Here is a 26,148-nt window from a genome sequence, read left to right on the forward strand (position 1 = left end):
ATGGCTGAGAGCACTTTGCAAACGGACCGCCCAGAAGGCCTCGACGGGTTTGTACGGGACTGGAGCTCTGACCAGCGCACGTTCAAGCGGGTGTCTTGGGGCAAGGCGATGATGTGGATTTTTCTGCTAAGCGATACGTTCGTCTTCAGCATCTTTCTGATCGGGTACATGTCGGCCCGCATGTCCACTAAATCTGACTGGCCCAATACCAGCGAAGTGTTTTCATTGCATGTGGGCGGCGCAGACCTGCCACTTCTTCTGATTGCGATAATGACTTTCGTCCTGATTTCATCAAGCGGGACAATGGCGATGGCCGTGAGGTGCGGTTATGCCCGCGCACGCAAGGCGACAGCCGGGCTCATGTATCTTACTGCGTTTCTGGGTGCGACCTTTGTCGGCATGCAGGTTTTCGAATGGACCAAGCTGATCCAAGAAGGTGTACGCCCCTGGGGCAACCCCTTCGGCGCAGAACAGTTCGGCGCCAGTTTTTTCATGATCACCGGTTTCCACGGTACACACGTTTCGATTGGCGTCCTGTTCCTGATCATCATCGCGACCAAGATCTGGCGAGGTGAGTTCGACCGGCCCGGCCGAACCTGGCTAAAATCGGACGCCGGCGACTATGAGGCGGTCGAAATCATGGGGCTCTATTGGCACTTCGTTGATCTGGTTTGGGTCTTCATCTTTGCGTTTTTCTATCTTTGGTAAGGAACGGTCATGACAGACACGACAACGCTTAAGCCAGCAACAGCTCACGTCGAGGGGCAGCAACATCCTCTCAAACTCTACTTCCTTGTTTGGGGGTTGCTCTTCGTTCTCAGCGCTTTCTCCTACTTTGTCGACTACGTTGGCTTGCAGGGGCTGCTGCGCTGGTCCTTGATTATTGTCTTCATGCTCTTGAAGGCGGGCCTGATCGTCGCCGTTTTCATGCACATAGCGTGGGAACGTCTGGCCCTTGCCTATGCTATCCTGCTGCCGCCGTTGGCCGTGTTGGCCTTCCTTGCGATCATGACTTTCGAGTCCGACTACACCCTTGCAACCCGGATATCCGTTTTCTCCGGCCCCTGAGGCGGACAGATCGGATCAACAGTTCAGAGGCGTCAGTCTCCTCTTCAAATGCCTCCGGACCGCAACAGCCACCGGACGGCTGCGTCGACAAGAAGTGCGGTGAAGACGGCGTAAAGGTAAATGATCGAGAAGACAAAAAGTGACTTTGCCGGCGCGCGCGATACATCAATCGGTGTTCGAAGGAGCAGCCACGCGCGGCGCAGAAATTCAATGCCCAACGCTGTTGCAAGTATGCCGTACAATGGTCCCGCCATGCCCACGAACGACGGTGCAGCACCAATGGGGGAAAGCACGATAGCGTAGGCAAAAATCTGTCTTTTGGTCGCAGCCTCACCCGCCACGACAGGTAGCATCGGTATCCGGGCGGCCGCATAATCGGTCGACTTGAGCAGGGCGAGAGCCCAAAAGTGTGGCGGCGTCCAAAGGAAAGTGATCAGAAACAGCAGCCATGGTTCCCAGTCCAGCGAACCCGAAATTGCGGTCCATCCGATCACCGGCGGCAAAGCGCCCGCAGCACCACCAATCACGATGTTTTGCGGAGTAACGAACTTGAGCCACATCGTATAAAAGACGCTGTAAAAGATGATTGTTGCCGCGAGCAGACATGCAGAAAGCGGGTTGGCAGAGAATGCGAGCACGATGACGGAGATCGTGGCGAGTCCCATACCGAAAACGAGCGCTTCGGTGGACGAAACCACCCCAGCTGGCAAAGGCCGGTTCGAAGTCCGTGCCATCTTTGCGTCAATGGGTGCGTCATACCACATGTTCAGCGCCCCGGCGGCGCCGGCACCTATTGCGATCGCCGAAATCGAAATGACAGCTCTGCCAAAAGACAAATCCCCCGAGGCCAAAGCCATGCCGACAAGTGCCGTGAAGATCGCAAGCGACATGACTCTTGGCTTTGTAAGCGCGATGAAGTGGGCCGCCCGACTGAACCTGAACTTAAGCACAGTACGTGCAAAAAAGCCGTCCGCGATCGGCATTTAATCGCTCCTCCCGAGGCACTTCATCTTAACGCATCAGTGGCCCAGCGGCAATTTTCTTGATCCAGTCGTCCGCAGCGCAAACCAATAGGGTGCTTTCGATAGTGATGCGACGATGCACCGCGCTGATTCCAAAGTGTTCTTCGATGGTAGCGCTCGATAGGGAAGCGTCATCAAGCAGACGTTGGCGCAAATGCGGCGAATGGCAGCTAAGTCCCGCGATTTGGTCGTCCGATGGAAACGATACTGTGCACTTGCGGCGAATGTCAGGTTTGGCGAGCCGCACCGCAGCGTCGGTATTGGGAGATGAATGGCAGGTTTGGGCCGTCTGGCTCGACAATCAGGGCCTCGAACTTAAGAAGGCTCTGGCAGCGCGATATCTCTCGTTTCGCTCAAGCAATAGGTGCGGAAGAAACGAACCGGACGCTTGCGCCCGAGCGACAAACATCTGGTTCGCGGTGGTCAGGTCAGTTTATGACGCAAAAGCCAATTTCGTATGACGTTCGACAATATTGTAGTGGCGGACCGAGGAGGATTCGAACCCCCGACCCCTTGATTCGTAGTCAAGTACTCTATCCAGCTGAGCTATCGGTCCACTGTCGGGCGGTTTAGTCCCGTGGTTCGGGGTTTGCAAGAGCTTATCTCGGCAAAAGTGCACCGCAGGTCAGATGTCATCACCTTTCGGCAATCGGATAGAAAAAACTGTCCCCTTGGGCCCCGTTCGGTCCAACTCAAGTGCACCGCCATGCCCGCGCACCAACTCTTGGGCAATGGCTAGACCAAGCCCTGTACCACCCTTTGCAACACCGCCCTGAAATGGCTGAAACAGATGCTCTTGGGCTTTGGGAGGTAGGCCGGGGCCCGTGTCAGAGATCTCGATCCACCAATTGTCAGCATCCTCGTAGGCGGACACATTAATCTCGCCCGGTTTTCCTGTGGCAATGATGGCTTGTCGCGCGTTGCGCACAAGATTTGATACTACGCGGAACAACTGTTCCGGATCTGCACGAAGCGAGAACAGCGGAGGGATGTTTTCACTCAGCGACAGGTCGTGATCACCGACCGCAAGGCGTTCGCTGTCCAATACGTCCGCCACCAGATCATCGAGAGTGAAGATCATAAGCGTGGGGCTGGGTTCCTCGGCCTTCCCAAACGCCAGCGTACTTTCGCACAGGTGCACAGCTCTTGTCATGGAGTTCACCAGCTTTGGCGCCATGCGCCGCACAAGCGGATCTTCAGACGCCTCGATACGGTCCGTAAATAGCTGAGCCGAGGTCAGGATGTTACGCAAATCATGGCTGATCTTGGACACGGCACTGCCAAGTTGCGCGAGGCGATCTTTTTGGCGCAGGGCCGATATGAGTTCCGTCTGTAGACTGCGCAGGGCTTCCTCGGCCTCGCGCAGTTCAGTCACGCCAGCATTTGGCGTTATGATACGCCTCGCATCCTCAGGTGCCGCCGCATAGCGCTGCATGTGACCGACGACACCGCGGATCGGCTTCACAAGGATCGCACGGACTGCAACGAACAAAAGCCCCGCGGTGACAATCGAGATGACAGCGGAAAGAACAAGGATGCGGATACCATAATCAATCATGGAAGCGCGCAGCGGCGCCGTTTCCATTGTAACTTCGATCAGAAGCCCGGCTTCGCGAGTTGGCGCCCCTATCACACGGATGACTTCGTTGTCGGGTTCAAGGATGCGCATCAATGCATCGCGTATCAGAACCGGGGCGGTGCCATCCCGCAGGTCGAAGGTGTCATCGATGGGTTGGGGCATCGGTGATGACAACATCAATTGCCGCACTTCATCCCGCCGCAGAACGACGTTGAAAACACCCGCGTTCACCAGCAATTCTTCTTCGAGATCGCTGTCGATCATGTCGTCAGCCAGCAAGGCAAGCGATGCAATCTGGGCGCGTTCGAGGCGGTTCTGCAGATATTCCTCCCGGAACCGCGCAATAGACGGCACAAAGATCAAAACCTCGGCCAGCATCACGAAGATCGTGGTCAGGATAAGGAAGCGGCCAGAGAGAGAGTTCATCATCGTGCTATGTGCTCAGGGAATAAGGCGTTGTACAAGACCTACCACCCGCTTAACCGTGTTGCTTTCAAAAAGGCGCGGACTGAAATAGGCACCGGCAACGCGTTTGTTGACCTCGCCGATGGTCGGATACGGCGACACCATCGCGGCGACTTGGCTCATCTTCATATTGTTTGCAATCACCAGTGACCACAGGTTGATCAACTCACCTGCCTGATGACCGGCAATGGAGGCACCAACAGGTCGTCCCTTAACCACCATAACCTTGATCAAGCCTTCGGTTTTGCGTTCCGCGATCGCCCGGTCGTTGTGATTGTAGTGAAACCGGACAACTTCCAGCTTGTTGCCGTGTGTCTCGCGCGCCTGCGCCTCGGTTGGCCCGACCTGTGCCAGTTCGGGGTCGGTATATGTCGCCCACGGGATATGTGCGGTCTTGGCTTTGGACGGCAACGCAAACAGCAATGACCGGATGATGACCCCGGCATGGTAGCCCGCCATGTGTGTGAACTGTAGTCCACCAGCGACGTCCCCAACGGCATAGACGCGGCGGTTGGTCGTGCGCAAGCTATCGTCAACCTTGATCCCTGCGTGGGTGGTTTCGATCCCGGCGGCCTCAAGGTTCAGCTTGTCCGTGTTCGACTTGCGGCCGACAGCCATCAACAGATGCGACCCGGTAAACCTGCGACCGTCCTTGGTGTAAACTGTTACAGTGCCATCTCCACCTTCGATCCTATCGGCCAAGGCACCTTCCGCAATCTCTATTCCCTCACCGCGCAGGTTGTTGAGAACTACTTCGGCCATCTCAGGGTCATCCTTGCCCAGCGCGATGTCCCCTTCGATCACGGTCACCTTGGACCCGAGACGGCAGTGCGCCTGCGCCATTTCCATCCCGATGGGGCCACCGCCGATAATCAGCAGATGTTCAGGGCGTTCGCGCAGTTCCCACAAGGTTTCATTTGTCAGATATGGCACTGTATCAATGCCATCAATCGGCGGCACGAAGGGGCTCGAACCCGTGGCAATGACGATACGACGCGCCGTGATGACCGTGTTGCCCGCCTGCACCTCTTTGTCCGAGATGAAGTGACCAAACTCACGGATAACATGCACACCAAGGCCTTCGAAGCGTTCCTGGCTATCGACCGGTTCGATCTGCGCTATCACCTGGTTCACATGGTCCTTGGCGGCAGCATAGTCGATCTGCGGGACGGCATTGGCGACGCCGTAGTCAGCGCTGTGCTCCTGCCCATATGCCATCTTGCCGCTTGCAATCAGCGCCTTCGATGGGACGCAGCCATAGTTCAGGCAATCACCGCCCATCTTATGTCCTTCGAGCAGGACAACCTTGGCCCCCATCTGGACCGCACCGACCGCAACGGACAACCCGCCTGACCCGGCCCCGATCACCAGGAGATCAGTCTTGATACGTTTCATCGGTTCAAAGACCTTTCTTGCCTGTAACGGCCTTGACCACGACCGGCAGCAGCGATAGCGCCGCGAGCCCAAGGATAGGCAACAGGACATGCGGTTCAAAAATGATGCCAAGGTTCGGCGACTCTCCACGAGCGAACACTTCGCCCAAACCGGCGCCGACCGATGTGTATACGACTGATCCCGGGATGATGCCTAGAAAGGTCGAGATGACATAGCGGTGCAGCGGTACCTGCATGAAAGCCGGGATGAGGTTGGCAACAAAGAACGGAACGACCGGCACCAAACGGATCACAAACAGCATGGACCACTGGTTTTCATCAATGCCGTCCTTGATCTTTTTGATGGTCCCTTTGGACGCTTCCATGCGTTGACCCAAGGTTTCTCCGAAGCCGTGGCGCGCCGCCAGAAAGATGATCGACGCTCCAATTGTGGCCGCCGTCACAGTGAATATCGATCCAAAGACCGTCCCAAAAAGAAAACCGCCCGTCAGTGTGGCGATACTTGCACCGGGCAGTGAAAACCCCACAATCAGGATATAGATCGCAACATACACCAACGCCGTCATCAGGTAGTTGCCGTCGCGAAAGGCAATCAGCGCCTCACGATTGTCTGCTAGGGTCTGGAAGCTAAGGTAGTCGCGCAAGGTAAAAGCGCCAATCGCAGCAACGATCAGAATGCCGATCAGCGGGAGGTTCCGCATCAGGCTGGATTTGCGTGGTTGGCTCGTGTCGGTCATACCAATTCCTCTGAGGCGCTCTTTGCCTTGCGCCATGCGTTGCGGTGGTTGTGACCTGAAAATGCGCCCGTCGCACCTGTCAAAACAGGGTGTTCACGGCCCGTTGAACGGATATGTCCAATTCCGTGAGGTTTTTTGCCGCTCTTGTGCGTCATTGAAACATAGATCGGCCTGCCCGGACCCTTTTGTTGCAATGATGACGAAATTAGGTGTCCAAAGGGTTTACTTGCCCCCCTCGCCGCTTTAGAGGACGGGCTTCGAATACAGCCCCTCCCGAATCCGCGGGACCCGAGGGCCAACAGACCCGGAGCCAATGCGATGAAACGCACCTACCAACCTTCGAATCTCGTGCGCAAGCGGCGCCACGGTTTCCGTGCCCGCATGGCAACCAAAGCTGGCCGCAAAATCCTCAACGCCCGCCGCGCCCGCGGTCGGAAGTCGCTGAGCGCATAAAGCACGCACCCGAAAGGGATGATCATGACCCCGCCGGAGGCCTTTTCGCCCAGCTTTGACGCTGGCGAAGATATGCCGCCGGCGGGGCCATTGCGTTTGGAGACAATGAAAAAGCGGGCAAATTTTCTGCGCGCTGCCCGAGCCAAGCGCGTCGTGATGCCCGGCTTTATCCTTCAGGTGCGCCTGCGGCATGACGATGGCCCAATCCAAATTGGCTTCACGTGCTCAAAGAAGGTTGGCAACGCCATCGCGCGGAACAGGGCCAAGCGCCGCTTGCGCGAAGTGGCGCGGCACGTGCTCAGCCACCGGGGTTCACCTGCAACAGACTATGTGTTTGTGGGACGTGCCACAGAAACAGCCACACGACCTTTTGCTGCGCTTATCGACGACTGCAATGCAGCATTGGACAAGCTGCAATGAGCCCACTTGCCTTTTGCGTCTCCCTACCCGTCCGTGCCTATCGCCTGCTCTTTTCCCCGTGGGTTGGCTTCAATTGCCGCTACCAGCCCACGTGCAGCGCCTATGCAATGGAAGCGTTGGAAAAGCATGGCGCGATCAAAGGAACCTGGATGGCAGCACGACGCATCGGGCGGTGCCATCCCTGGGGCGGCGACGGTTACGATCCGGTGCCAGAACGGGACGATCCGTAGGAAAGTGGCCGCTCCGCTGTCCTGGGGGGCGAGGCGGGAGCGGCCTATTTTCCGCCGCGCAATTCGCAGCGGGGTATGCACGCCACAAGTTTTGATCTTGAGCGCATCAGTTAGATAGTAACGCTCAGAATGAGTTCCAATACTGTCACTGCTTTTCGAAAGTGATGATGACATCGCCGATGTCGATGCCTGCGCGTTTCATGTAGGCGCGGTTCAACAGGCGATCTTCACTCAGTAGCCACATCCAGTCATCGAATGTCACACGCAGCGTCCCATCGGGAACGGGCAGATCAATCGTGTACTGCCAGTTGAAGGTGTCGTCCTTCTCTTGCCCCGTCGCAATTCCGATCACACCCGGTGCGGTGCCTTCCCAACTGTCCGGTCCTGTTTTTCGCAGCGTCCAAACACGCTGTTCGGTGCTGTTGTCTTCATAGACAAAATCCTCGACCAGAGTGAGCGTCTGCCCATCCCAAGTACCGTTGATGTCTACTGTAAATCGACGGCGAACAGTGCCAAAAACATCTTGAAACTGGCCGTATGCCGTGACGCGCCCATCAAAGAACTCTTCGAGGTTCAGCTTCCGCTCAGACAAAGCCGCATCATCTATCGACGGCTTGCCAGTACAGGCCCCAAGAACCACCAATCCCAAGGCCAAGATTGCCCAGCGCATGACCACACCCCTTTTACATTTTGATATGGATACGCTGCACAGGCTCTTTTGGTTCACGGTCTGCTTGGTATATGAGGGCGCAATCGCAGCCCAAAGGTGGCCCTATGCTTGACGACAGCGACGACATTCACCCTCTTTTCGCCGGGGCGCCCGCAACAACCGAATTCAAGAAACTGCGCAAACGGCTCGTGCGGTACGCGCGCGAGGCGATCGACCAATATGGCATGATCGAACCGGGTGGCAAATGGCTGGTCTGCCTGTCCGGTGGCAAAGACAGCTACACATTGCTGGCCGTTCTCCACGAACTGAAATGGCGCGGGCTTTTGCCTGTCGAATTGCTGGCCTGCAATCTGGATCAGGGTCAGCCCGGCTTTCCTGCAACTGTCCTTCCGGAGTTTCTGGAGCGCATGCAGGTGCCCAATCGGATCGAGTATCAAGACACATATTCAATTGTTGTCGACAAAGTGCCTCAAGGCCGAACCTTCTGCGCCCTGTGTTCACGGCTGCGGCGTGGCAACCTATATCGCATCGCGCGCGAGGAAGGCTGCACCGCAGTTGTGCTGGGCCATCACCGCGACGACATTCTGGAAACCTTTTTCATGAACTTGTTTCACGGCGGGCGCCTTGCCACGATGCCGCCGAAACTTGTGAATGAAGAGGGGGATTTGTTCGTTTACCGCCCCCTCGCCCACGTTGCCGAGGCAGATTGCGAGAAGTTCGCGAAGGCAATGAACTATCCCATCATCCCCTGCGATCTGTGCGGTAGCCAGGACGGGCTGCAAAGACAGCAAGTCAAACAGATCCTCGACGGCTGGGAAGCCAATAGCCCGGGGCGCCGTCAGGTCATGTTCCGGGCGTTGATGAATGCGCGGCCGTCCCATCTGCTGGATCCCAAGCTTTTTGACTTCGCAGGCCTCTTGCGCAGTTCCGAAAAATTTGAAGAAAAAAACGTGAACATTCCCGACCTGCGTTAAGCGCTGACTTACCCCGTTCTCCTATTGCTTGACCAACGTGCGGCCGACGCCGTGGGTATGAACAAGGGGTCAAACATGCAGTTCCGCACGCCAGACAAGCTGAAATTATTGCGCGAACACGCAACGACGATGCTGACTGGTCCCCAGATGCTTGCATTCCTTCCTGCAATGATGCTGGCGGCATTCTGGATTTGGGGTGAAGTCGCATTGATTGCCGTCGCCATCGCATTGCCGGTTGCGTGGTTTGTCTTCGGCGGGGTCGAGGATCTGTTGCGCAAACGCATTGCCCGAAACCTGCAGCCGGGTCTCGTCTCGCAGGATGACTTTGCCGACAAGGTCGATGTGATGCTTGCAGACGCGCCACGCGCCGACCGGAACAGCGCCATCTTCTCGATTGAGCTGGACGACCACACCGCCCTCAGCGAACGGTTCGAACCTGCTGCAACGGACCGTATCCTGAAAGCGGTGGCAGACCGCCTGGTCGCCACTATGAGAGATACAGACATAGTCTGTCGCACCGGCGATTTTCGGTTTTCTCTCCGCCTTGGCGCGGTGCAGCATCTCGATCTGGAAAGCTGTATCCAGATGTGCAGCCGCTACCAGCAGGCCATTGAAGAGCCGATCGCCATCGATGGCACCACGATCTATGTGTCCGTCAGTATCGGCTTCTGCCTGCTGAACCGTGCGCCAGGTGCTACAGGACATGACTGGAGCAATGGTGCGCTCGCGGCCCTGACCGAAGCACAGCGCCGCGGCCCATCTTCCGTGCGCGCCTACTCGACCGAATTGCACTCGCGCCTCAAAAGCCGGGCACATTTGCGCGACGAAGTGGCCGCAGCATTGGAACAAGGGCACATCCAGCCCTGGTTTCAGCCACAAATCTCCACGGATACCGGGAAGGTCGCCGGGTTCGAAGCGCTGGCCCGCTGGATACACCCAGACAAGGGCGCAATTTCTCCGGCTGAATTCCTGCCCGCAATCGAAGATGCAGGGTTATTGGAACGTTTGGCTGAGATCATGATTTATCATAGCTTCACGGCGCTTAAGGCATGGGACTCTGCAGGTCTGAATGTCCCTCACGTTGGGGTTAACTTCAGCGGCTCGGAACTCAACAATCCAAAGCTGGTGGACAAAGTGCGTTGGGAACTCGACCGCTTCGACCTGACACCGGACCGGCTTACGGTCGAGATTCTCGAAACCGTGGTCACAGACAATACGAACGACACGATAACGCGCAACATCAACGCATTAACGAAACTCGGGTGCCGGGTCGATCTGGACGACTTTGGTACAGGTCACGCGTCCATTTCATCCATTCGCCGTTTTGGCGTGGGACGGATCAAGATTGACCGCTCCTTCGTCATGAAGGCTGATCGCGATCCGGAACAACAAAGGATGATCAGTGCCGTTCTGACCATGGCAGAACGCCTGAACATCGAAACGCTGGCTGAAGGTGTTGAAACGGTTGGCGAACACGCCCTTCTGGCACAGCTGGGCTGCGACTATGTGCAGGGCTTTGGCATTGCACGCCCAATGCCGTTTGAAAAAACACTGGATTGGGTGCGCGCCCATGAAAGCAAGGTGCAGGATGCGCCGTCCTTGCCCGTTCGCAGGACGAACTGAGGCGCAAACCGGACGCATCGAGCAATGCACGCATAGAGGGTGCTGGGGTCTTGAAGACGTCGGGCCCGCGCCACGCTTGCTGCGCCGCGCCGTACCTAGCGCCCGAATCCGCTTGACCTTTGGCCCTGCACTCTGTTGAACCCGTGCAACGTTTCAGACAGCAGGTGGCAGTCCCCGATGGACGATCAGAACAAGAACCTCATTCTTGCAACGGCGCTCAGTTTCCTTGTAATTCTCGTATGGTTTGTGCTGTTTCCCCCGCCAGAACCGGAGGTTCCGCTTGATACAGCTGCACCAACCACGGCACAGGCGGAAGATCCCGGGACAGTGCCAACGGCACCGGCAATAGGCGACGCGGCCGAACCGGCAACGGAGGTCGCGACAAAGACGGCTGACGCCCCGCGCATCGACATCGAAACACCACGTGTCTCGGGCTCTATCTCCCTGCTGGGTGGCCGTATCGACGATCTGCGTCTGAAAGACTACCGGACAAGCCTTCAGCCAGATGCCGACATCGTTCGGATGCTGTCGCCTGTTGGCACGGCGGACGCATATTATGCCGTCTATGGCTGGGCACCCGGCGGTGGGCTCGACGCTGACGCAGTACCGGGTCCCAACACAACCTGGTCCCTGGCCGCAGGTGACACGTTGTCTGTTGGTGAACCCGTTACTCTGACGTGGAATAACGGGGATGGCCTGGTTTTTGAACGGATCATCAGCATTGATGACCAGTACATGTTCGACATCACCCAATCGGTAGCAAATACCAGCGGGGCAGCGGTTCGGGTCGCACCTTATGGCATGTTGACCCGGCATGGAGAGCCATCCGATCTCAAGAACTTCTTCATCCTGCACGAAGGTGCAGTGGCCATGGCGGACGGAGAACTTGCGGAAACCGATTGGGATGAAATCCCCGACGCTGACGTGGACCCGTCCTGGGGTCGTCCGGCAATCGTGACCGAAGGCGTGACGGATGGCTGGGTTGGCTTTACCGACCACTACTGGCAGTCGATCCTGATCCCGACAGGCGTTCAAAGCTTTGACCAAGCACTGACCTACGCCCCCCGCAGTGATGTCTACCGGGCTGTTACCCGACTGCCGACGCAGGATGTGGCAGACGGTGCAACTGTGGCAGTTCAAACACAGCTTTTTGCAGGCGCGAAAGAGTGGGAAACCATTCGCGAATACCAGTCCGGTGGTGTCCAGGGGTTCATCGACAGCATCGACTGGGGTTGGTTCTTTTTCCTGACCAAGCCGATCTTCTGGCTGCTGCACGAGTTGAACAAACTGATCGGCAACATGGGCTGGGCAATCATCGGCCTCACCCTGATCATCAAGGCCGTTTTGGTTCCGCTTGCATATAAATCGTACGTTTCGATGGCGAAGATGAAAGAACTTCAGCCGCAAATGGAGAAACTGAAAGAACAGGCCGGCGACGACAAGCAGAAGCTTCAGCAAGGTATGATGGAGCTATATAAGAAGGAAAAGGTAAACCCGGCCGCTGGTTGCCTGCCGATCCTTTTACAAATCCCGATCTTCTTCTCGCTCTACAAAGTGATCTTCGTCACGATCGAATTGCGGCATGCGCCCTTCTTTGGACCATTCCAGGACCTCAGCGCGCCTGACCCGACGTCGATCATCAATCTCTTCGGCCTGCTGCCCAACGCAGCGCCCGATCCCAACAGCCTGATGGCCCTGGTCTTTATCGGCATCCTGCCGCTTCTACTGGGTATTTCGATGTGGCTACAACAGAAGCTGAATCCGGCGCCCACCGACCCCACTCAACAGATGATCTTTGCGTGGATGCCGTGGGTCTTCATGTTCATGCTGGGCAGCTTTGCCAGCGGGCTGGTCGTGTACTGGATCGCCAACAACGTGATCACCTTCACGCAGCAATACCTGATCATGCGCAGTCAGGGGTACAAACCCGATCTGCTGAGCAACATCACCGGCAGCTTCAAGAAGAAAGCAGCCGAGGAACCCAAGAAGTGACAGGCACGCTCGCCCATATTTGGCGGCATCCGATCAAGGGGATCGGTTGCGAAGCCTGTGAGCAGATCGACCTGACCCGGGAAGAGGCAGTTGTTGGTGATCGGGCCTGGGCACTTCTGAATGCCGAGGCCGAGGACACGGATGATTGGCAACCACGACGCAACTTCTTGCAGGTTGCGTCCGGTCCTGCCTTGGCCGCGGTGGGTGCTGTCAGCACACAGACGGGCGTGGTCCTGACTCACCCCTCTCGCGACCCACTTGATTTTAATCCATCCACCGAGCCCGTTGCGCTTGGTGCTTGGATCGGGGATTTGTGGCCCGACAACCGGCCCGGTCCCGCAAGGCTGGTCAAGGCTCCACAGCAGGGTATGACAGACGTGCCCTTTGCCTCAGTCTCGATCGGAAACCTGTCTTCGCTGCGCGCCCTCAGTCAGAAGGCTGGCATGCATGTTGATATGAGGCGGTTCCGGATCAATCTATGGCTGGACGACCTGGCGCCATGGGAAGAGATTGACCTGCTTGCTGGCGATATCACCCTCGGGGGTGCAACACTTTCTCCGGTTGAGCCAATTGAACGGTGCAGGGCACCGGACGCCAATCCGCAAACCGGCACGCGGGATATCGGCATGCTGCGCGCGCTTGAAGATGGCTGGGACACGCGAAACTTCGGTGTCTATTTCAAGGTCAAATCGGGCGGAACCGTAGCAATCGGCGATCAACTCTCATGACAACCCTGCCCTTTCCCGTCGCCGAAGAACCGGATCCGCAAACTGCCGAGCGTGGCCGGCTTCTGTTCGCAGGCGAAACAGAGTTTGTTAAAGGCGTCGTAGCCATGTCCGGCTTGCCGCCGGCAGATCGGATGGAAGTGTGCTTTGCCGGGCGGTCAAATGTCGGAAAATCCTCGTTGATCAACGCCTTGACGGGTCGTAAAGGGTTGGCACGTGCGTCAAACACACCCGGTCGCACGCAGGAAATCAACTACTTCACGGCGGGGGATGACCACTATTTGGTCGACCTTCCCGGCTATGGCTATGCGAACGCCCCCCTACCGGTGGTCGAGAAATGGCAACGCCTGCTGAAACAGTACCTGTCAGGTCGCCAGACTTTGCGCCGTGCCTTTGTCCTGATCGATGCGCGGCATGGGATCAAAAAGGTGGACGAAGAAATTCTGAAACTGCTGGATACGTCTGCCGTCACGTTCCAATGCGTGCTGACCAAAACGGACAAGGTGAAGGCCAAGGACCGCGACGCCGTTCTGGCGCAGGTCCGGTCCGCCCTGTCAAAACATCCCGCCGCCTTCCCCGAAATCGTGCTGACCAGCAGCGAAAAGGGCGACGGTATCGCAACTCTGCGCGCCATCATCGCAACGCTCGTCTGACGCAGACGATTTTTCGTACGAAAAATCTTGGCCCTGCTCCAAGGCTGGGGCAAGACAGTGAACAGCGCAATCATCACAGACCCGAGATGAAGACCCAAGATATGAACCGCGACTGGATCGCCACTGCCCGCACCCTCAGCCAAGCGTTGCCTTACATGCAGCGCTACACTGGGGCCACCGTCGTCATCAAGCTCGGCGGTCACGCCATGGGCTCGGACGAAGCAATGGCAAGCTTTGCCAACGATGTGGTTCTGATGCGACAGGTCGGTGTAAACCCGGTCATCGTGCATGGCGGCGGGCCGATGATCAACGACATGCTCAAGCGTCTCGATATTCAATCGGAGTTCGTGAACGGCAAGCGTGTGACAGACGCCGCGACCATGGAAGTGGTCGAGATGGTGCTGTCCGGGGTCGTCAACAAGCGCATCGTACAAGCCATCAACCGCGCGGGCGGCAAGGCCGTGGGTCTGTCGGGCAAGGATGCGAACCTGATCAGCTGCGACCAGACGGATGCGGCTCTCGGCCTTGTTGGCACGCCCGCGCAGATGGACCCGACGATCCTGTCGACGCTGTTCGAACAGTCAATGATACCGGTGATCGCGCCTCTTGGCTCCGGCCAAGGCGGAGAGACCTTCAATATAAACGGTGACACGGCCGCAGGCGCTATCGCGGGTGCGCTCAAGGCGGACCGCCTCTTGCTGCTGACCGATGTATCCGGAGTTAAAAACGCGGAGGGCGAGGTTGTCACCGAACTTACCGCCGACCAGATCCGTGACCTGACAGCGGATGGCACCATCGCGGGGGGCATGATCCCAAAGACGGAAACCGCGCTCGACGCCATTGCCAGCGGCGTACGCGCCGTCGTTATCCTCGATGGACGCGCCCCGAATGCCTGCCTGCTTGAGCTTTTTACGGACCACGGTGCCGGGTCCATCATCCGCCCCCGCTGACGCAAACGTGTCTGCACGCCGCATTGCGCAACGGCAACCCGGCGGTAGATATGGGGCATGGAAAACGAAACGCTCATTCGCTTTGGTGTCTTCCTCGGTCTGTTTGCGCTCTTTGCATTGACCGAAGCCGTGCTGCCGCGCCGGGCACGCACTCAAAGCCGGTCGCGGCGCTGGGTCACCAACTGGGGCATCACTATCGCGAATACGCTGTTCATCCGCGTCATGGCGTTCGTACTGCCCGTGCTGGCTGTTGGCGCGGCGGTTGATGCGGCCAACCAGGGGTGGGGATTGTTCAATGCCCTGTCCCTGCCCACTTGGATCGAGGTTGTCGCGGCTATCCTGATCCTCGACTTCATCATCTGGGCCCAGCATCTCATCACACACAAGGTTCCGCTTTTGTGGCGCCTGCACCGGGTGCACCACGCCGATGTGGACATGGACGTGACCACGGCCATCCGCTTTCATCCCATTGAGATCGGCCTGTCCATGCTGATCAAGATTGGCGCTGTATATCTGCTTGGCCCCGCTGCCGCCGCGGTGATCCTGTTCGAGATCATCCTGAACGGCACTGCCATGTTCAATCATGCCAACATCCGCCTGCCCCTGTGGCTCGACGCCATCGTCCGGCGCTTGCTTGTGACGCCAGACATGCATCGTGTGCACCATTCCGTGCACCGGCATGAACATGACAGCAATTATGGTTTTTCGCTGTCGATCTGGGATCGCATGTTCGGCACCTATATTGCCCAACCCGAAGCCGGGCATGACGACATGCAAGTGGGCCTGGAATGGCAAGATGACCGCCCCTCGAGGCTTGGTTGGTCCCTGTCCTTGCCCTTTGCCCGGAAATGATCCTCAAGGCTGTTTCAGCCGCAGTTGACCCACATGGCTTGATGGTCATGGGGCACACGTCGAACAAGGTTCTCGTCGGCACAGACGCGCATTGGTGGTCTGTCTTCACCCAAAGCACCGAGTATATCGACGCGGCCGAAAACCCCGTCGACACCTGGTCCAAACGCGTTCTGAACGGGATAGCAGACTGTCTTGCGGCAACAGCGCATTTTCCATCCGACGGGCCACCCTATGCCCCCTTCATAGCGTGGGCATTGGACACGGGGCGCTTCTGGCAAAGCCCAACAGGCATGATGATCCATGACCGCGCCGGTCTGATGATTTCGATCCGGGGGGCACTGGAATTCACGCATGAATTCAAAGATGCATCCGAAGGGTCGCGTCCTTGCGATGCGTGCACAGATCGCCCCTGTGTTACGGCCTGCCCGGTGGGTGCATTATCTGCCGAAACGCCCTATGATGTGCCTGCCTGTAAGGCGTATCTTGATACGCCTGCCGGTGTTCAATGCATGACCCGGGGCTGCCATGTGCGGCGGGCTTGCCCGGTCAGTCAGAGCTTTGACCGGCCCGATGCCCAAACCGCGTTTCACATGAAAGCCTTTCACCGATGACCCGCACTCTGATCTTGATGCGCCATGCCAAATCAAGCTGGGATCATCCTGCATTGATGGATCACGACCGGCCATTGAACGCGCGGGGCAAGGCCTCTGCACAGGCCATGGGCGATTGGTTGCGGCGGAAGGGCCATGTCCCCCAAGCGGCTGTCAGCTCGACCAGTGAGCGGACCGGACAGACCTTTCTGGGGTTGGCGTTTGATATACCGGTGAAGTTTTCGCGCGCCCTGTATCACGCCGGGGCCGAGACAATGATGACGGTGCTGAAAGAGCAAACGGAACAGGCCGTTCTAGTGCTGGGCCACAACCCTGGCATTGCCGATTTCGCGGAACGGGTCGTGGAGCAACCGCCGGAACACCCGCGCTTTCTGGACTACCCGACCTGTGCAACCGCCATCATCCGCTTTGACGTGGACAGCTGGGCCGAGATTGATTGGCGTGTCGGGCAAGTGGTCGACTTTGCTGTGCCACGTGAGGTGATGGTGGGGTGATTCGCCCCACGCATTCACCGCGTTTTCATAGAGATTGACGGCTTGAGACAGGGTGCACCCCCCGTGCAGCATCCGTACACCCCCTGTACACCCCCACCGGGCGGATGTTGGGCGGTTAACGCAACGCGCGGTGATCTCGGATGTTTCCGAAATCACCTTAAAACCTCTGATCGAAAATGTCCCGAGAGCGCTTAAGCGCGGCAGGGTATTTTCGGTTCCAGACTTTCGGAAACATCCAATGGCCGCCTGACGGCGACGCGATGCAGTTTTTGATGGGGCTTTGCCCCAAACCCCAAGGTATTTTTAGCCAGAAGAAGGAAGTTGGTTATGCCTCATAACCATCGTCGAGGCTGAGGTCAGGCCGCTCCGGGTTTGCTCGGGCGGCCTTGTAAGGCGGGGGTGTCCCCCGCCCCGCTTGATCAGTGACCGAGGATCTGGCTGAGGAACAGCTGGGTCCGGGGGCTTTGCGGGTTGTTGAAGAACTCTTCGGGTTCGTTCTGTTCCACGATCTGCCCTTCGTCCATGAAGATCACCCGGTTCGCCACCTGACGGGCAAAGCCCATCTCGTGCGTCACGCAGAGCATGGTCATGCCCTCTTCGGCAAGTTCGACCATGGTGTCGAGCACTTCCTTGATCATCTCCGGGTCAAGCGCCGATGTGGGTTCATCAAACAGCATGATCCGGGGACGCATGCAGAGCGAGCGGGCAATCGCCACGCGCTGTTGCTGACCACCAGACAACTGACCGGGATACTTGTCGGCCTGATCGGGGATCTTCACCTTTTCCAGGAAGTGCATCGCGATCTCTTCGGCTTCCTTCTTGGGCGTCTTGCGCACCCAGATCGGGGCCAACGTGCAGTTTTCAAGGATCGACAGGTGCGGGAACAGGTTGAAGTGCTGGAAGCACATGCCAACCTCGGACCGGATCTTGTCGATATTCTTGACGTCCGAGGACAGCACGGTGCCGTCCACGGTGATCGTACCCTGCTGGTGTTCCTCGAGCGCGTTGATGCAGCGGATCAGGGTCGATTTGCCAGAGCCCGAAGGCCCGGCGATCACGATCCGTTCGCCTTGATACACCGTCAGGTCGATGTCGCGCAGCACGTGGAATGTCCCGTACCACTTGTTCATCTTGTCGATTGAAATCGCGACTTCGTTTGAGACGTTCATTGCAACTTGTTCAGTCATATCAGCCACTCCTTAGCGGTGATCGGTCGCAAGCTGGCGTTCCAGCCACTGCGAGTATTGAGAGATGCCGTAGCAGACGACAAAGAAGAGAAGCGAGGCAAAGCCCAGAAGTTCCCAATAGACCCCGTTCCATTCGGTGGAGGCGAGGATGGGACCGCGGATCATGCCCAACAGGTCAAACATCGAGATGACCGAGACCAGCACGGTGTCCTTGAACAGACCCACCGCCACGTTCACGATGCCCGGAATCGAGATCTTGAGCGCCTGTGGCAGGATGATCAGCCGCATGGCCTGGGGGTAGTCGAGGCCGAGGCTGTCCGCCGCTTCGTACTGGCCGCGTGGCAGGGCGGCGAGGCCACCCCGGATCACTTCGGCGATGTAGGCCGCCGAGAACATCGTGATCATGATCACAACCCGCAGGAATAGGTCGGTCGTTGTGCCCGGCGGGAAGAAATACGCCAGCATCACGCTTGCCACGAACAGCAGGGTGATCAGCGGCACGCCGCGAATGAACTCGATAAAGACCACGCAGATCCATTTGATCAGCGGCATGTCCGATTGCCGGCCCAGCGCCAGTGCGATGCCCAGAGGCACCGATAGCGACACACAGGTCACGCCCAGCATCATGTTGAGCATGAAGCCCCCCAGATCGCGGCTGGGCACGGTGCTGAGCAACGCGCCTTCGTTCGCGTTTGCAGGGATCAGCATCCCGCCGATGATCCAGACGACAAAGGCCGTCGCGATCCCGCCAAAGAAACCGGCGGCAAAGCTGCCCGCCACAAAGTGTTGGTAGACAAAGTAGCCCGCCACGAACCCGACCAGCGCCAGGATCGGAGTGAGGATCGTGCCCCCCCAGATCAGGTAGAAGGCGATGAACGGAAAGAGCGCCGTAAACAATAACAATTGGCGCGGCAATTTGAAGAACAGCACCGGTGCGGCGGCTGCAAAGAACAGCAGGAAGGTCAACGCGGGGCGCCAGTACTGATCCGCCGGGTATTTGAACCCGAACAGCAGCTGGTTCCACCGCTCGGTCAGCACCGAGAAGCAGCCCCCCGACACTCCGTTCAGCGCTTCGCGGCATTCTGCCAGGCTGGACGTGCCCCAGACGCCGTTGGCGATCCACGGCAGTGTGTTTGCGAGGATCAGGTAGATGAAATAGAATGCGGCAATCGTCAGCAGACTATAGAGCGGTGTCGAGAACAGGTTGTCCTTGGCCCATTTGACAGGTCCCGTTGCCGAGGCCGGCGGTGGTGAAGGTGGCACTTGTTCGGTGCGCACAAAGGCAGCAGATGTATCTGACATGGCTCAGCGCTCCTTCAACTTAACGGAATTGTTGTAGACGTTCATGACCGCCGAGATGCACAGCGAGATCGTGAGATAGAACAGCATCAGCAGCAGAACGCATTCGATGGCACGCCCGGTCTGGTTCAGGGTGATCCCACCCAGTGTGGCCGTGACATCGGCGTAGCCTACGGCGATGGCCAACGATGAGTTCTTGGTGATGTTGAGGTATTGCGAGATGAGCGGCGGGATGATGACCCGCAGCGCCTGTGGCAGCACCACAAGGTTCATGATCCGGCCCTGGCGCAGACCCAGCGCGCCTGCGGCTTCAGACTGCCCTTTGGAAATGGCCTGAATACCCGCTCGGACGTTTTCCGCGATGAAGGCGCCTGTATAGATCGACAAAGCGAACCACAGGGCGATCAGCGGTCCACCGACCTTGATCCCACCGGAAAAGTTGAAGCCCTTGAGCACCGGATAATCGAGCCCGATCGGCATGCCCATGATGAAATAGACCAGCAGCGTTGGCACAAACAGAATGGCCAGGCTGGGCCAACCCATGGGCAGCAAACGGCCCGTATCGTAGAGCAGTTTGGTGGCATAGCGGCGATAGGCAATCACGCCAACGATTGACAGCAGGAACGTGGCCACAACCAACAGTGATCCTGCGCCCCACACGGGTGCGGGAATGTAAACGCCGCGGTTGGTAAAGGCGATGGCATCGAACACCATGCTTGCCGCCGGTTCGTCCCCGCGGAACGCCCTTGGCCCTGGCAGGACCGCGATCATGATGGTGAAGATGATGATGATCCAGATCAGCACAGGGATGTTCCGGAAGATCTCCACGTAGAAGGACATCAGCTTGCTGACCAGCCAGTTGTTGGACAGGCGCAGAACCCCGGCGATCACGCCAAAGATGGTCGCCGTCACACAGGCCAGAAAGGCAACAAGCAGCGTGTTCAGGATGCCCACCAGTGCGGCGCGCGCATTGGTCGACTGGCTGCTGTAGTCAATCAGAGTTTGGTTTATGTCATAGCCCGCTGGGGTGCCCAGGAATTGATAGGAGATGTTCAAACCCGCGGCAGCCAGATTGCTGAACAGGTTGCTCATCAAAAAGGCGGCAGACGCGATCAGTACGATCAGGGCAATGAATTGGAATGTGTATGATCTGTACCGCGTGTCGTTCAAAAGCATCGACAGGCGGAACGACTCCTGTGGAGGGTCGGTCATCGTTGTCATGAGGTTTTCCCCGTGGTTCCGGCCTTGGTTTTTGCGCGTCAGTGACGCGGGGCCGGGTTTTCATAACTGTCTGCATTTTCAGGCAGCTGCGCCGCTGTTTTCAGCGATCTTGTGCCCCAGATGCGCAAGGGGCGCAGGGTTTAACCTGCGCCCCTCGGCTTGGTATCTTAGCGGAAGGGCGGGCTGTAAAGCAGGCCGCCATCGGTCCACTGAGCGTTCAGGCCACGGGCCAGACCGATCGGAGTGGCTTCACCGATGTTCTTCTCGAAGATTTCGCCATAGTTGCCGCCGGCGTTGATGGCTTTCATCGCCCAGTCAGCGTCCAGACCCAGCATCTCGCCCAGGGTACCTTCGGTGCCCAGGATACGGTTGATTTCCGGGTTGTCGGTGCCACCGGACATTTCAGAGATATTGGTCGACGTGATACCCAGCTCTTCTGCCGAGATCAGCGCGTTCAGGGTCCAGCGAACCACATCGCCCCACTCGTTGTCGCCGTGACGGACCAGCGGGCCCAGCGGCTCTTTCGAGATGATTTCGGGCAGCAGAACGTGATCACCGGGGGCTTCGAACGTGGCGCGTGTTGCGGCCAGGCCCGATGCGTCGGTGGTGTACACGTCACAGGCACCTGCAAGGTACTGCTGTTGCGCTTCGGCATTGGTTTCGATCGGAACCGGCTCATAGCTGATGTTGTTCGAGCGGAAGAAGTCCGCCAGGTTCAGCTCGGTCGTGGTGCCGGTCTGGATGCAGACGGTTGCGCCGTCCAGATCCTTGGCCGAGGACACGCCCAGATCCTTGGGAACCATGAAGCCTTGGCCGTCGTAGTAGTTCACGCCAACAAAGGTGAACTTGAGGTCCACATCGCGGCTGAACGTCCACGTGGTGTTGCGGGCCAGCATGTCGATTTCGCCTGAAGCCAGCGCGGTGAAGCGCGTCTTGCCGGTTGTGGGCACGAATTCAACTGCGGTGGGATCACCCAGCACAGCAGCAGCCACAGCGCGGCACACAGCCACGTCGAAGCCGTCCCATTCGCCGTTTGCGTCAGGTGCGGCGAAGCCGACCAGACCGGTTGTCACGCCGCAGTTCAGCGTGCCACGTGCTTTCACGTCATCGAGCGTGCCAGCAGCCGCAGCGCCGGCAGCCATGCCAGCGGCGGTCAGCGCGCCAAAGATTACGGTTTTTTTCATTTTTACCTCTTCCTGATTTTCCGCCGTATTTTGGCGGTTCGATCAGCGCAGCCTGAGTGTCCATGCTCCGCCGAAGGCTATCCAGCCGGAGTTGTCCCCAACCAGTGGGCCATAGTTTGGAAGGATTCATCGCAGAACGTCAAGGGCTGCGTCACCAAAAACGATGCATTATTGTGCGGTTTGACAGGCCGCAACATGCCCTAGCGTCAACCATATTTTGCCACATCAAAAAAGGCTTTCGCGTGCAAAAACGACGCTTGCTTGATCTGCGCGACCTCTCGGGCCTCTTCATCCTCACCCCATTGCTCTTCCTGCCAGATTTCATCAAGCCGCGACGCCGCCCAAATTGTGGGCGCCGGGTGCAGGTCTTGGGCGGCGGCAAAACCCAGGATCAGCGATCCAGAGAGGCTGACAAGGTCATGAAAGGCCGCAAGTTCAAACTCAGATAGAACGTGGACCCGTTGAGACAACGATGCGAGCGCTTGCGCATCCTGTGATTCGTGCATCAAACCCGTCCGTGGCTGAAGCCGCGCACCCAAGGTATCAGCGGCCCAATCCAGATAGGGATCCCATTCTGCCACCTGCCTGTCGATCAGCTCCTGTGGCCCATCCGCCCGGTAACACAGCAGGTCCGCATCGCCATAGGCTGCAAGCATATCGGCCACTTCGCTGCGCTGCACGGCCACCTTGTCGATGGCCGCATTGGCGCTGCGGGTGAACGGCATCGACAGCGGGTTCACCGCTTCATCCTGCGCGTTCCATTCGGCCGCGACGGCATCGGCCATCTTTTGCGTCGGCAGGATCAGCCCCGCCTTGGCCGGTGTTTTCACGGCCCGTCCATCCAGCGTAACGGTCCAACCCGTATCCGTCTGTTCAGCTGTCGCCGTTTTCCAGAACCGTTTTTGCTTCCATTCGCTCATGTCAGTCGGTCCATAGCGCGTTCAGCGCATCATCGAGTTCAGAAAAGTCGTTCAAAATGGCGCGGGCACCATCAAGCTGGCTGGGGGCATGGTAGCCCCAGCCGACGCCCAGGAACGGCATGCCTGCCGCATGCGCCATCCGCGCATCAAAGCTGGTGTCGCCGATCATCACGGCGTCTGCCGTTTCCACCCCGGATTCCTCCAGCGCGGCGCGCAGCATCGATGGATGCGGCTTGGACGGATGGAAATCCGCGACCTGCCGGGTCACAAACATGCCGTTAAGCCCGTGGGCTTCGATCAGCCCATCGAGACCGCGCTTGGATTTCCCGGTCGCCACACCCAGCAGGATGTCGTCCTGCGCCTGCAACCGATCAAGTGCCGCCCGTGCACCCGGATAGAGCGGAGAGGATGAAGCCCCCTTTGACAGCCGCAGCTTGGCATAGCTGTCCTTGTAGGCCTCGACCATCCGCGCATGATCGGCATCCGCGACCAGCGCCTCCATCGCCACGGGCAAAGAAAGGCCAACAATGCCCAGGATGTCTTGTCGGGCCGGTGCGTCCAGCCCCACGGAATCAAAGGCTTCAGCCATGCTGGCCAAGATGTCGGCCTGGCTGTCGACCAGCGTGCCGTCCACGTCAAAGACTACCAGACGCATCTACAGCGCCTCGAACGGGTCTTCTGCTGCCAGGTCCTCGGTCCAACCGAAGGTGTCCCAGCTTTGCGCCATGTGGTCCGGCAGGGGGGCGGTCACCGTGATGACCTTGCGCGTTTCGGGCTGTTCAAAGCGCATCATGCGCGCGTGCAGGTGCAGTTTTTGCGAGATGATGCCACCAACCTTGGCACCCCAGCCGTCGCCCATGTTTTCCTGGCTCGACCCACCATATTTACCGTCACCGACAATGGGGTGCCCAATCTCGGCCATATGCGCGCGCAGCTGGTGGGTGCGCCCGGTGATCGGCTCCATCGCGACCCACGCCGCACGGGATGCAACGCGGTAGAGCGTGGCGTACATCGTATGTGCCCGCTTGGCGCCGCGCGTATCGTCGATATCACGCGGGTGCACGGCGATCATTTTTTCGCCCTCACCGCTGCGGCCATGGCCCGGCGCCTTGACCAACCCGTACTTGATTTCACCCAAGTAAGGCGTGGGCACACCGGCGACGAGCGCCCAGTAGATCTTGCGCGTTTCGTGATGGCGCATGGCGGCTGTCAGGGACTTGGCCGCAGCCCGGGTGCGCGCCAGCAGCAGGACACCCGATGTGTCCTTGTCCAGCCGGTGCACGAGGCGCGGTTTTTCGTCGAGGTCAAACATCAGCGCCTCGGCCAGCCCGTCCACGTGCTTGGTCTGCCCGGACCCCCCTTGGGTGGGCAGGCCGGACGGTTTGTTGATCGCTATGATCTGGTCATCCTTGTAGATCACGCTGTCGCGCATCATCTGCGCGTCCTTGTCCGAGATGCGCGTTTTCTGCACGGGCGGCGCGGGACGGTCAGGCAGCGGCGGGATGCGCACCTTTTGCCCCTCTTCCACACGGGTCGAGGATTTGACCCTGCCCCCATCCACACGGCATTCGCCCTTGCGGCACATCTTTTCGATCATGCCCTGGCTCACCTGCGGAAAGCGGCGCTTCATCCAACGGTCAAGGCGCTGGTCGCCCTCGCCCTCTTCCACGGTGACAGTCTGTACGCCGCTCATGCGAAAACTCCTCGGGCCAGGATGAGGCCAAGGGCCAATGCGCCGACCGACAGGCCGACCGACAGCAGGATATAGAGGCTGGCCGACGCCACCTGTCCGCGTTCGATCAGCGTCATGGTTTCAAGAGAAAAGGCGCTGAACGTGGTGAACCCGCCCAGCACACCGGTCATCACGAAGGGGCTGAGATGGGTCAGCCCCCGATGGGCGGCGGCCACGACAAAGACCCCCATCAGGAAGGAGCCGATGACGTTGACCGTGATGATGGCCAGCGGGAAGTCGGACGGACCCAGTGCGCGCAGCACGGCCACGCCCGTCAGCCAACGCAGGGACGCGCCGATCGCCCCGCCAAGGGCCACAAGGGAAAGGGCTGAAAACATGCGCGGTCTGTCGTCGGTTCGCCGCAAAGAGTCAAGGTCGGCGGCCTAGCTGTTCCGCTTGGTTCTGAGCCGTGCGAAGTAGTCGAGCCGTTTTTTCAGATCGCGTTCGAACCCACGTTCCACCGGTTGGTAGAGGTCTGGGCGTTCCATACCGTCAGGAAAGTAGTTCGCCCCGGAAAACCCGTCTTCGGCGTCGTGGTCATAGGCATAGTCCTTGCCATAGCCCTGATCCTTCATCAGCGATGTCGGCGCATTCAGGATGTGTTTGGGCGGCGGGTGCGATCCGGTCTGCTTCGCCGCCCGTCGTGCGCCCTTGTAGGCGACGTAGGCCGCGTTCGATTTGGGCGCGAGGGCGAGGTAAACAAGCGCCTGTGCCAGTGCCAGCTCGCCCTCGGGACTGCCGAGGCGTTCATAGGTTTCCCAGCTTTGCAGGCAGACCGCCTGCGCTTGCGGGTCAGCAAGGCCAATATCTTCGACCGCCATACGCGTGATACGGCGGGCGAGGTAGCGTGGATCTTCTCCGCCCTCCAGCATCCGGGCGAACCAGTACAGTGATGCATCGGGGTCTGAGCCGCGCACCGATTTATGCAGGGCCGAGATGAGGTTGTAATGCGCATCGCCCGACTTGTCGTATTGGGCGGCACGGCGCATCAGGCGGGCAGCAAGGGCGGTCTTGTCGAGCTTGCTGTCCACCGTCCAGGCCGTAACCTGTTCGATCAGGTTCAAAAGCGCGCGCCCGTCCCCGTCGGCCATTTCAAGAAGCGCCTCACGCGCAGGACCATCGAGCGGGAGCGGTTTGTCCAACTCTTGTTCGGCCCGCTGGGCCAGCAGTTCGAGGTCCTTGAGATCAAGCCGTTCCAGCACCAGCACTTGCGCGCGGGACATAACAGCAGCGTTCAGCTCGAAACTGGGATTCTCTGTGGTGGCCCCAACCAGCAGGATCGTCCCATCCTCCATATGCGGCAGGAACCCATCCTGCTGCGCCTTGTTGAAGCGGTGAATCTCATCCACGAAGAGCAGCGTCCCCTGCCCGTTCTGGCGGCGGATCTTGGCCGCCTCGAACACTTTCTTGAGGTCCGGGACACCTGTGAAAATCGCCGAAATTTGGACGAAATGCAGGTCCGTCTCATGCGCAAGCAGCCGGGCGATGGTCGTTTTGCCGACGCCGGGTGGGCCCCAGAACACCAGCGAACTCAGCGCGCCCGAGGACAGCATGACAGTCAGCGGCGCCTCTGGTCCCAGCACCTGTGACTGTCCGATGACGTCGGAGAGTTTTTGGGGGCGCAACCTATCGGCCAGAGGCCGTGGTCCCCTGTCTTGCTCCGATGGGGAAGAGGCGAACAGATCACCCATTG

Annotated in this window: 28 protein-coding genes and 1 tRNA gene; 14 read left to right on the forward strand and 15 right to left on the reverse strand. The window is 58.7% G+C overall.

Annotated elements, in window-relative coordinates; genetic code table 11:
• Together AC53L6_RS23305 and AC53L6_RS23310 are read left to right on the forward strand one after the other, a co-directional pair.
• Positions 1–708, forward strand: a complete 708-nt coding sequence (locus tag AC53L6_RS23305) for a heme-copper oxidase subunit III family protein (protein WP_299702180.1) — start codon at positions 1–3, stop codon at positions 706–708.
• Between the two features lie 9 nt (positions 709–717).
• Positions 718–1,068, forward strand: coding sequence for a cytochrome C oxidase subunit IV family protein (locus AC53L6_RS23310; protein WP_496909575.1), 351 nt, complete (start codon positions 718–720; stop codon positions 1,066–1,068).
• A gap of 44 nt (positions 1,069–1,112) precedes the next feature.
• Here the strand turns inward: AC53L6_RS23310 and AC53L6_RS23315 are convergent, their stop codons facing one another.
• The 5 genes from AC53L6_RS23315 to AC53L6_RS23335 all read right to left on the reverse strand — a co-directional run bounded on the left by AC53L6_RS23315 (position 1,113) and on the right by AC53L6_RS23335 (position 6,265).
• A complete protein-coding gene (locus tag AC53L6_RS23315; protein ID WP_496909576.1) occupies positions 1,113–2,051 on the reverse strand; it encodes a heme o synthase in 939 nt (312 codons plus the stop codon).
• Positions 2,052–2,569: 518 nt separating this feature from the next.
• Positions 2,570–2,646: transfer RNA gene (locus tag AC53L6_RS23320), tRNA-Arg, on the reverse strand.
• Positions 2,647–2,715: 69 nt separating this feature from the next.
• The gene (locus tag AC53L6_RS23325; protein WP_496909577.1) at positions 2,716–4,098 is read right to left on the reverse strand and encodes a sensor histidine kinase; all 1,383 of its coding nucleotides are present in this window, start codon (positions 4,096–4,098) and stop codon (positions 2,716–2,718) included.
• A 12-nt stretch (positions 4,099–4,110) separates the two neighbouring features.
• On the reverse strand, positions 4,111–5,529 hold the full coding sequence (locus tag AC53L6_RS23330) for a dihydrolipoyl dehydrogenase family protein (protein ID WP_496909578.1): 1,419 nt from the start codon (positions 5,527–5,529) through the stop codon (positions 4,111–4,113).
• Positions 5,530–5,533: 4 nt separating this feature from the next.
• Positions 5,534–6,265 carry a TVP38/TMEM64 family protein gene (locus AC53L6_RS23335; RefSeq protein WP_496909579.1) on the reverse strand — a complete coding sequence of 244 codons (732 nt, stop codon included), beginning with the start codon at positions 6,263–6,265 and terminating at the stop codon, positions 5,534–5,536.
• Between the two features lie 318 nt (positions 6,266–6,583).
• Between AC53L6_RS23335 and rpmH the strand changes: the two genes are divergently transcribed.
• From rpmH to yidD, 3 genes are read left to right on the forward strand one after another with little or no spacing between them, the layout of a single operon-like run.
• On the forward strand, positions 6,584–6,718 hold the full coding sequence (rpmH, locus tag AC53L6_RS23340) for a 50S ribosomal protein L34 (protein WP_005980833.1): 135 nt from the start codon (positions 6,584–6,586) through the stop codon (positions 6,716–6,718).
• A gap of 24 nt (positions 6,719–6,742) precedes the next feature.
• Positions 6,743–7,138 carry a ribonuclease P protein component gene (rnpA, locus tag AC53L6_RS23345; RefSeq protein WP_496909580.1) on the forward strand — a complete coding sequence of 132 codons (396 nt, stop codon included), beginning with the start codon at positions 6,743–6,745 and terminating at the stop codon, positions 7,136–7,138.
• Complete coding sequence (gene yidD, locus AC53L6_RS23350; protein ID WP_299210951.1) at positions 7,135–7,368, forward strand: membrane protein insertion efficiency factor YidD; 234 nt, start codon at positions 7,135–7,137, stop codon at positions 7,366–7,368. The genes rnpA and yidD overlap by 4 nt, the downstream gene beginning before the upstream one ends.
• A gap of 145 nt (positions 7,369–7,513) precedes the next feature.
• Here yidD and AC53L6_RS23355 read toward each other — a convergent pair whose 3' ends face one another.
• Positions 7,514–8,038 (reverse strand): DUF3833 domain-containing protein, encoded by a 525-nt coding sequence (locus AC53L6_RS23355; protein WP_496909581.1) that lies wholly within the window; start codon positions 8,036–8,038, stop codon positions 7,514–7,516.
• Positions 8,039–8,142: 104 nt separating this feature from the next.
• Here AC53L6_RS23355 and ttcA point away from each other — a divergent pair, with 104 nt between their 5' ends.
• The 9 genes from ttcA to AC53L6_RS23400 all read left to right on the forward strand — a co-directional run bounded on the left by ttcA (position 8,143) and on the right by AC53L6_RS23400 (position 16,912).
• Entirely contained in the window at positions 8,143–9,012 is an 870-nt protein-coding gene (gene ttcA / locus AC53L6_RS23360) for a tRNA 2-thiocytidine(32) synthetase TtcA (RefSeq protein ID WP_496909582.1), read from the forward strand.
• Between the two features lie 57 nt (positions 9,013–9,069).
• Positions 9,070–10,635, forward strand: coding sequence for a putative bifunctional diguanylate cyclase/phosphodiesterase (locus AC53L6_RS23365; protein WP_496909583.1), 1,566 nt, complete (start codon positions 9,070–9,072; stop codon positions 10,633–10,635).
• A gap of 177 nt (positions 10,636–10,812) precedes the next feature.
• Positions 10,813–12,627: a membrane protein insertase YidC gene (gene yidC, locus AC53L6_RS23370; RefSeq protein ID WP_496909584.1), complete on the forward strand. Its 1,815-nt coding sequence runs from the start codon at positions 10,813–10,815 to the stop codon at positions 12,625–12,627.
• Positions 12,624–13,355, forward strand: a complete 732-nt coding sequence (locus tag AC53L6_RS23375) for an MOSC domain-containing protein (RefSeq protein ID WP_496909585.1) — start codon at positions 12,624–12,626, stop codon at positions 13,353–13,355. Before yidC ends, AC53L6_RS23375 begins: the two co-directional genes overlap by 4 nt.
• A complete protein-coding gene (gene yihA, locus AC53L6_RS23380) occupies positions 13,352–14,005 on the forward strand; it encodes a ribosome biogenesis GTP-binding protein YihA/YsxC (RefSeq protein ID WP_299210937.1) in 654 nt (217 codons plus the stop codon). Before AC53L6_RS23375 ends, yihA begins: the two co-directional genes overlap by 4 nt.
• Positions 14,006–14,091: 86 nt before the next feature.
• Positions 14,092–14,955, forward strand: coding sequence for an acetylglutamate kinase (gene argB / locus AC53L6_RS23385; RefSeq protein WP_496909586.1), 864 nt, complete (start codon positions 14,092–14,094; stop codon positions 14,953–14,955).
• Positions 14,956–15,012: 57 nt separating this feature from the next.
• On the forward strand, positions 15,013–15,807 hold the full coding sequence (locus AC53L6_RS23390) for a sterol desaturase family protein (RefSeq protein ID WP_496909587.1): 795 nt from the start codon (positions 15,013–15,015) through the stop codon (positions 15,805–15,807).
• On the forward strand, positions 15,804–16,418 hold the full coding sequence (locus tag AC53L6_RS23395; protein ID WP_496909588.1) for a ferredoxin: 615 nt from the start codon (positions 15,804–15,806) through the stop codon (positions 16,416–16,418). The genes AC53L6_RS23390 and AC53L6_RS23395 overlap by 4 nt, the downstream gene beginning before the upstream one ends.
• The gene (locus tag AC53L6_RS23400; RefSeq protein ID WP_496909589.1) at positions 16,415–16,912 is read left to right on the forward strand and encodes a SixA phosphatase family protein; all 498 of its coding nucleotides are present in this window, start codon (positions 16,415–16,417) and stop codon (positions 16,910–16,912) included. The genes AC53L6_RS23395 and AC53L6_RS23400 overlap by 4 nt, the downstream gene beginning before the upstream one ends.
• Before the next feature lie 419 nt (positions 16,913–17,331).
• Here AC53L6_RS23400 and AC53L6_RS23405 read toward each other — a convergent pair whose 3' ends face one another.
• The 9 genes from AC53L6_RS23405 to AC53L6_RS23445 form a co-directional block, all read right to left on the reverse strand.
• Entirely contained in the window at positions 17,332–18,099 is a 768-nt protein-coding gene (locus tag AC53L6_RS23405) for an amino acid ABC transporter ATP-binding protein (protein WP_299210922.1), read from the reverse strand.
• A 12-nt stretch (positions 18,100–18,111) separates the two neighbouring features.
• Positions 18,112–19,401, reverse strand: a complete 1,290-nt coding sequence (locus tag AC53L6_RS23410; RefSeq protein WP_299210919.1) for an amino acid ABC transporter permease — start codon at positions 19,399–19,401, stop codon at positions 18,112–18,114.
• Positions 19,402–19,404: 3 nt separating this feature from the next.
• The gene (locus AC53L6_RS23415; RefSeq protein ID WP_299548604.1) at positions 19,405–20,619 is read right to left on the reverse strand and encodes an amino acid ABC transporter permease; all 1,215 of its coding nucleotides are present in this window, start codon (positions 20,617–20,619) and stop codon (positions 19,405–19,407) included.
• A 167-nt stretch (positions 20,620–20,786) separates the two neighbouring features.
• Positions 20,787–21,803 (reverse strand): amino acid ABC transporter substrate-binding protein, encoded by a 1,017-nt coding sequence (locus AC53L6_RS23420; protein ID WP_299751095.1) that lies wholly within the window; start codon positions 21,801–21,803, stop codon positions 20,787–20,789.
• A gap of 206 nt (positions 21,804–22,009) precedes the next feature.
• On the reverse strand, positions 22,010–22,723 hold the full coding sequence (locus AC53L6_RS23425) for an ATP12 family chaperone protein (RefSeq protein ID WP_299210910.1): 714 nt from the start codon (positions 22,721–22,723) through the stop codon (positions 22,010–22,012).
• A 1-nt stretch (position 22,724) separates the two neighbouring features.
• On the reverse strand, positions 22,725–23,378 hold the full coding sequence (locus AC53L6_RS23430; protein ID WP_496909590.1) for an HAD-IA family hydrolase: 654 nt from the start codon (positions 23,376–23,378) through the stop codon (positions 22,725–22,727).
• Positions 23,379–24,416, reverse strand: a complete 1,038-nt coding sequence (locus AC53L6_RS23435; protein WP_496909591.1) for an RluA family pseudouridine synthase — start codon at positions 24,414–24,416, stop codon at positions 23,379–23,381.
• On the reverse strand, positions 24,413–24,793 hold the full coding sequence (gene crcB / locus AC53L6_RS23440) for a fluoride efflux transporter CrcB (RefSeq protein ID WP_496909592.1): 381 nt from the start codon (positions 24,791–24,793) through the stop codon (positions 24,413–24,415). Before crcB ends, AC53L6_RS23435 begins: the two co-directional genes overlap by 4 nt.
• 45 nt (positions 24,794–24,838) lie before the next feature.
• Positions 24,839–26,146, reverse strand: coding sequence for a replication-associated recombination protein A (locus AC53L6_RS23445; protein WP_299606046.1), 1,308 nt, complete (start codon positions 26,144–26,146; stop codon positions 24,839–24,841).
• Positions 26,147–26,148: the final 2 nt, after the last annotated feature.

It is taken from the genome of Tateyamaria sp. LSS28 (genome assembly GCF_059611725.1).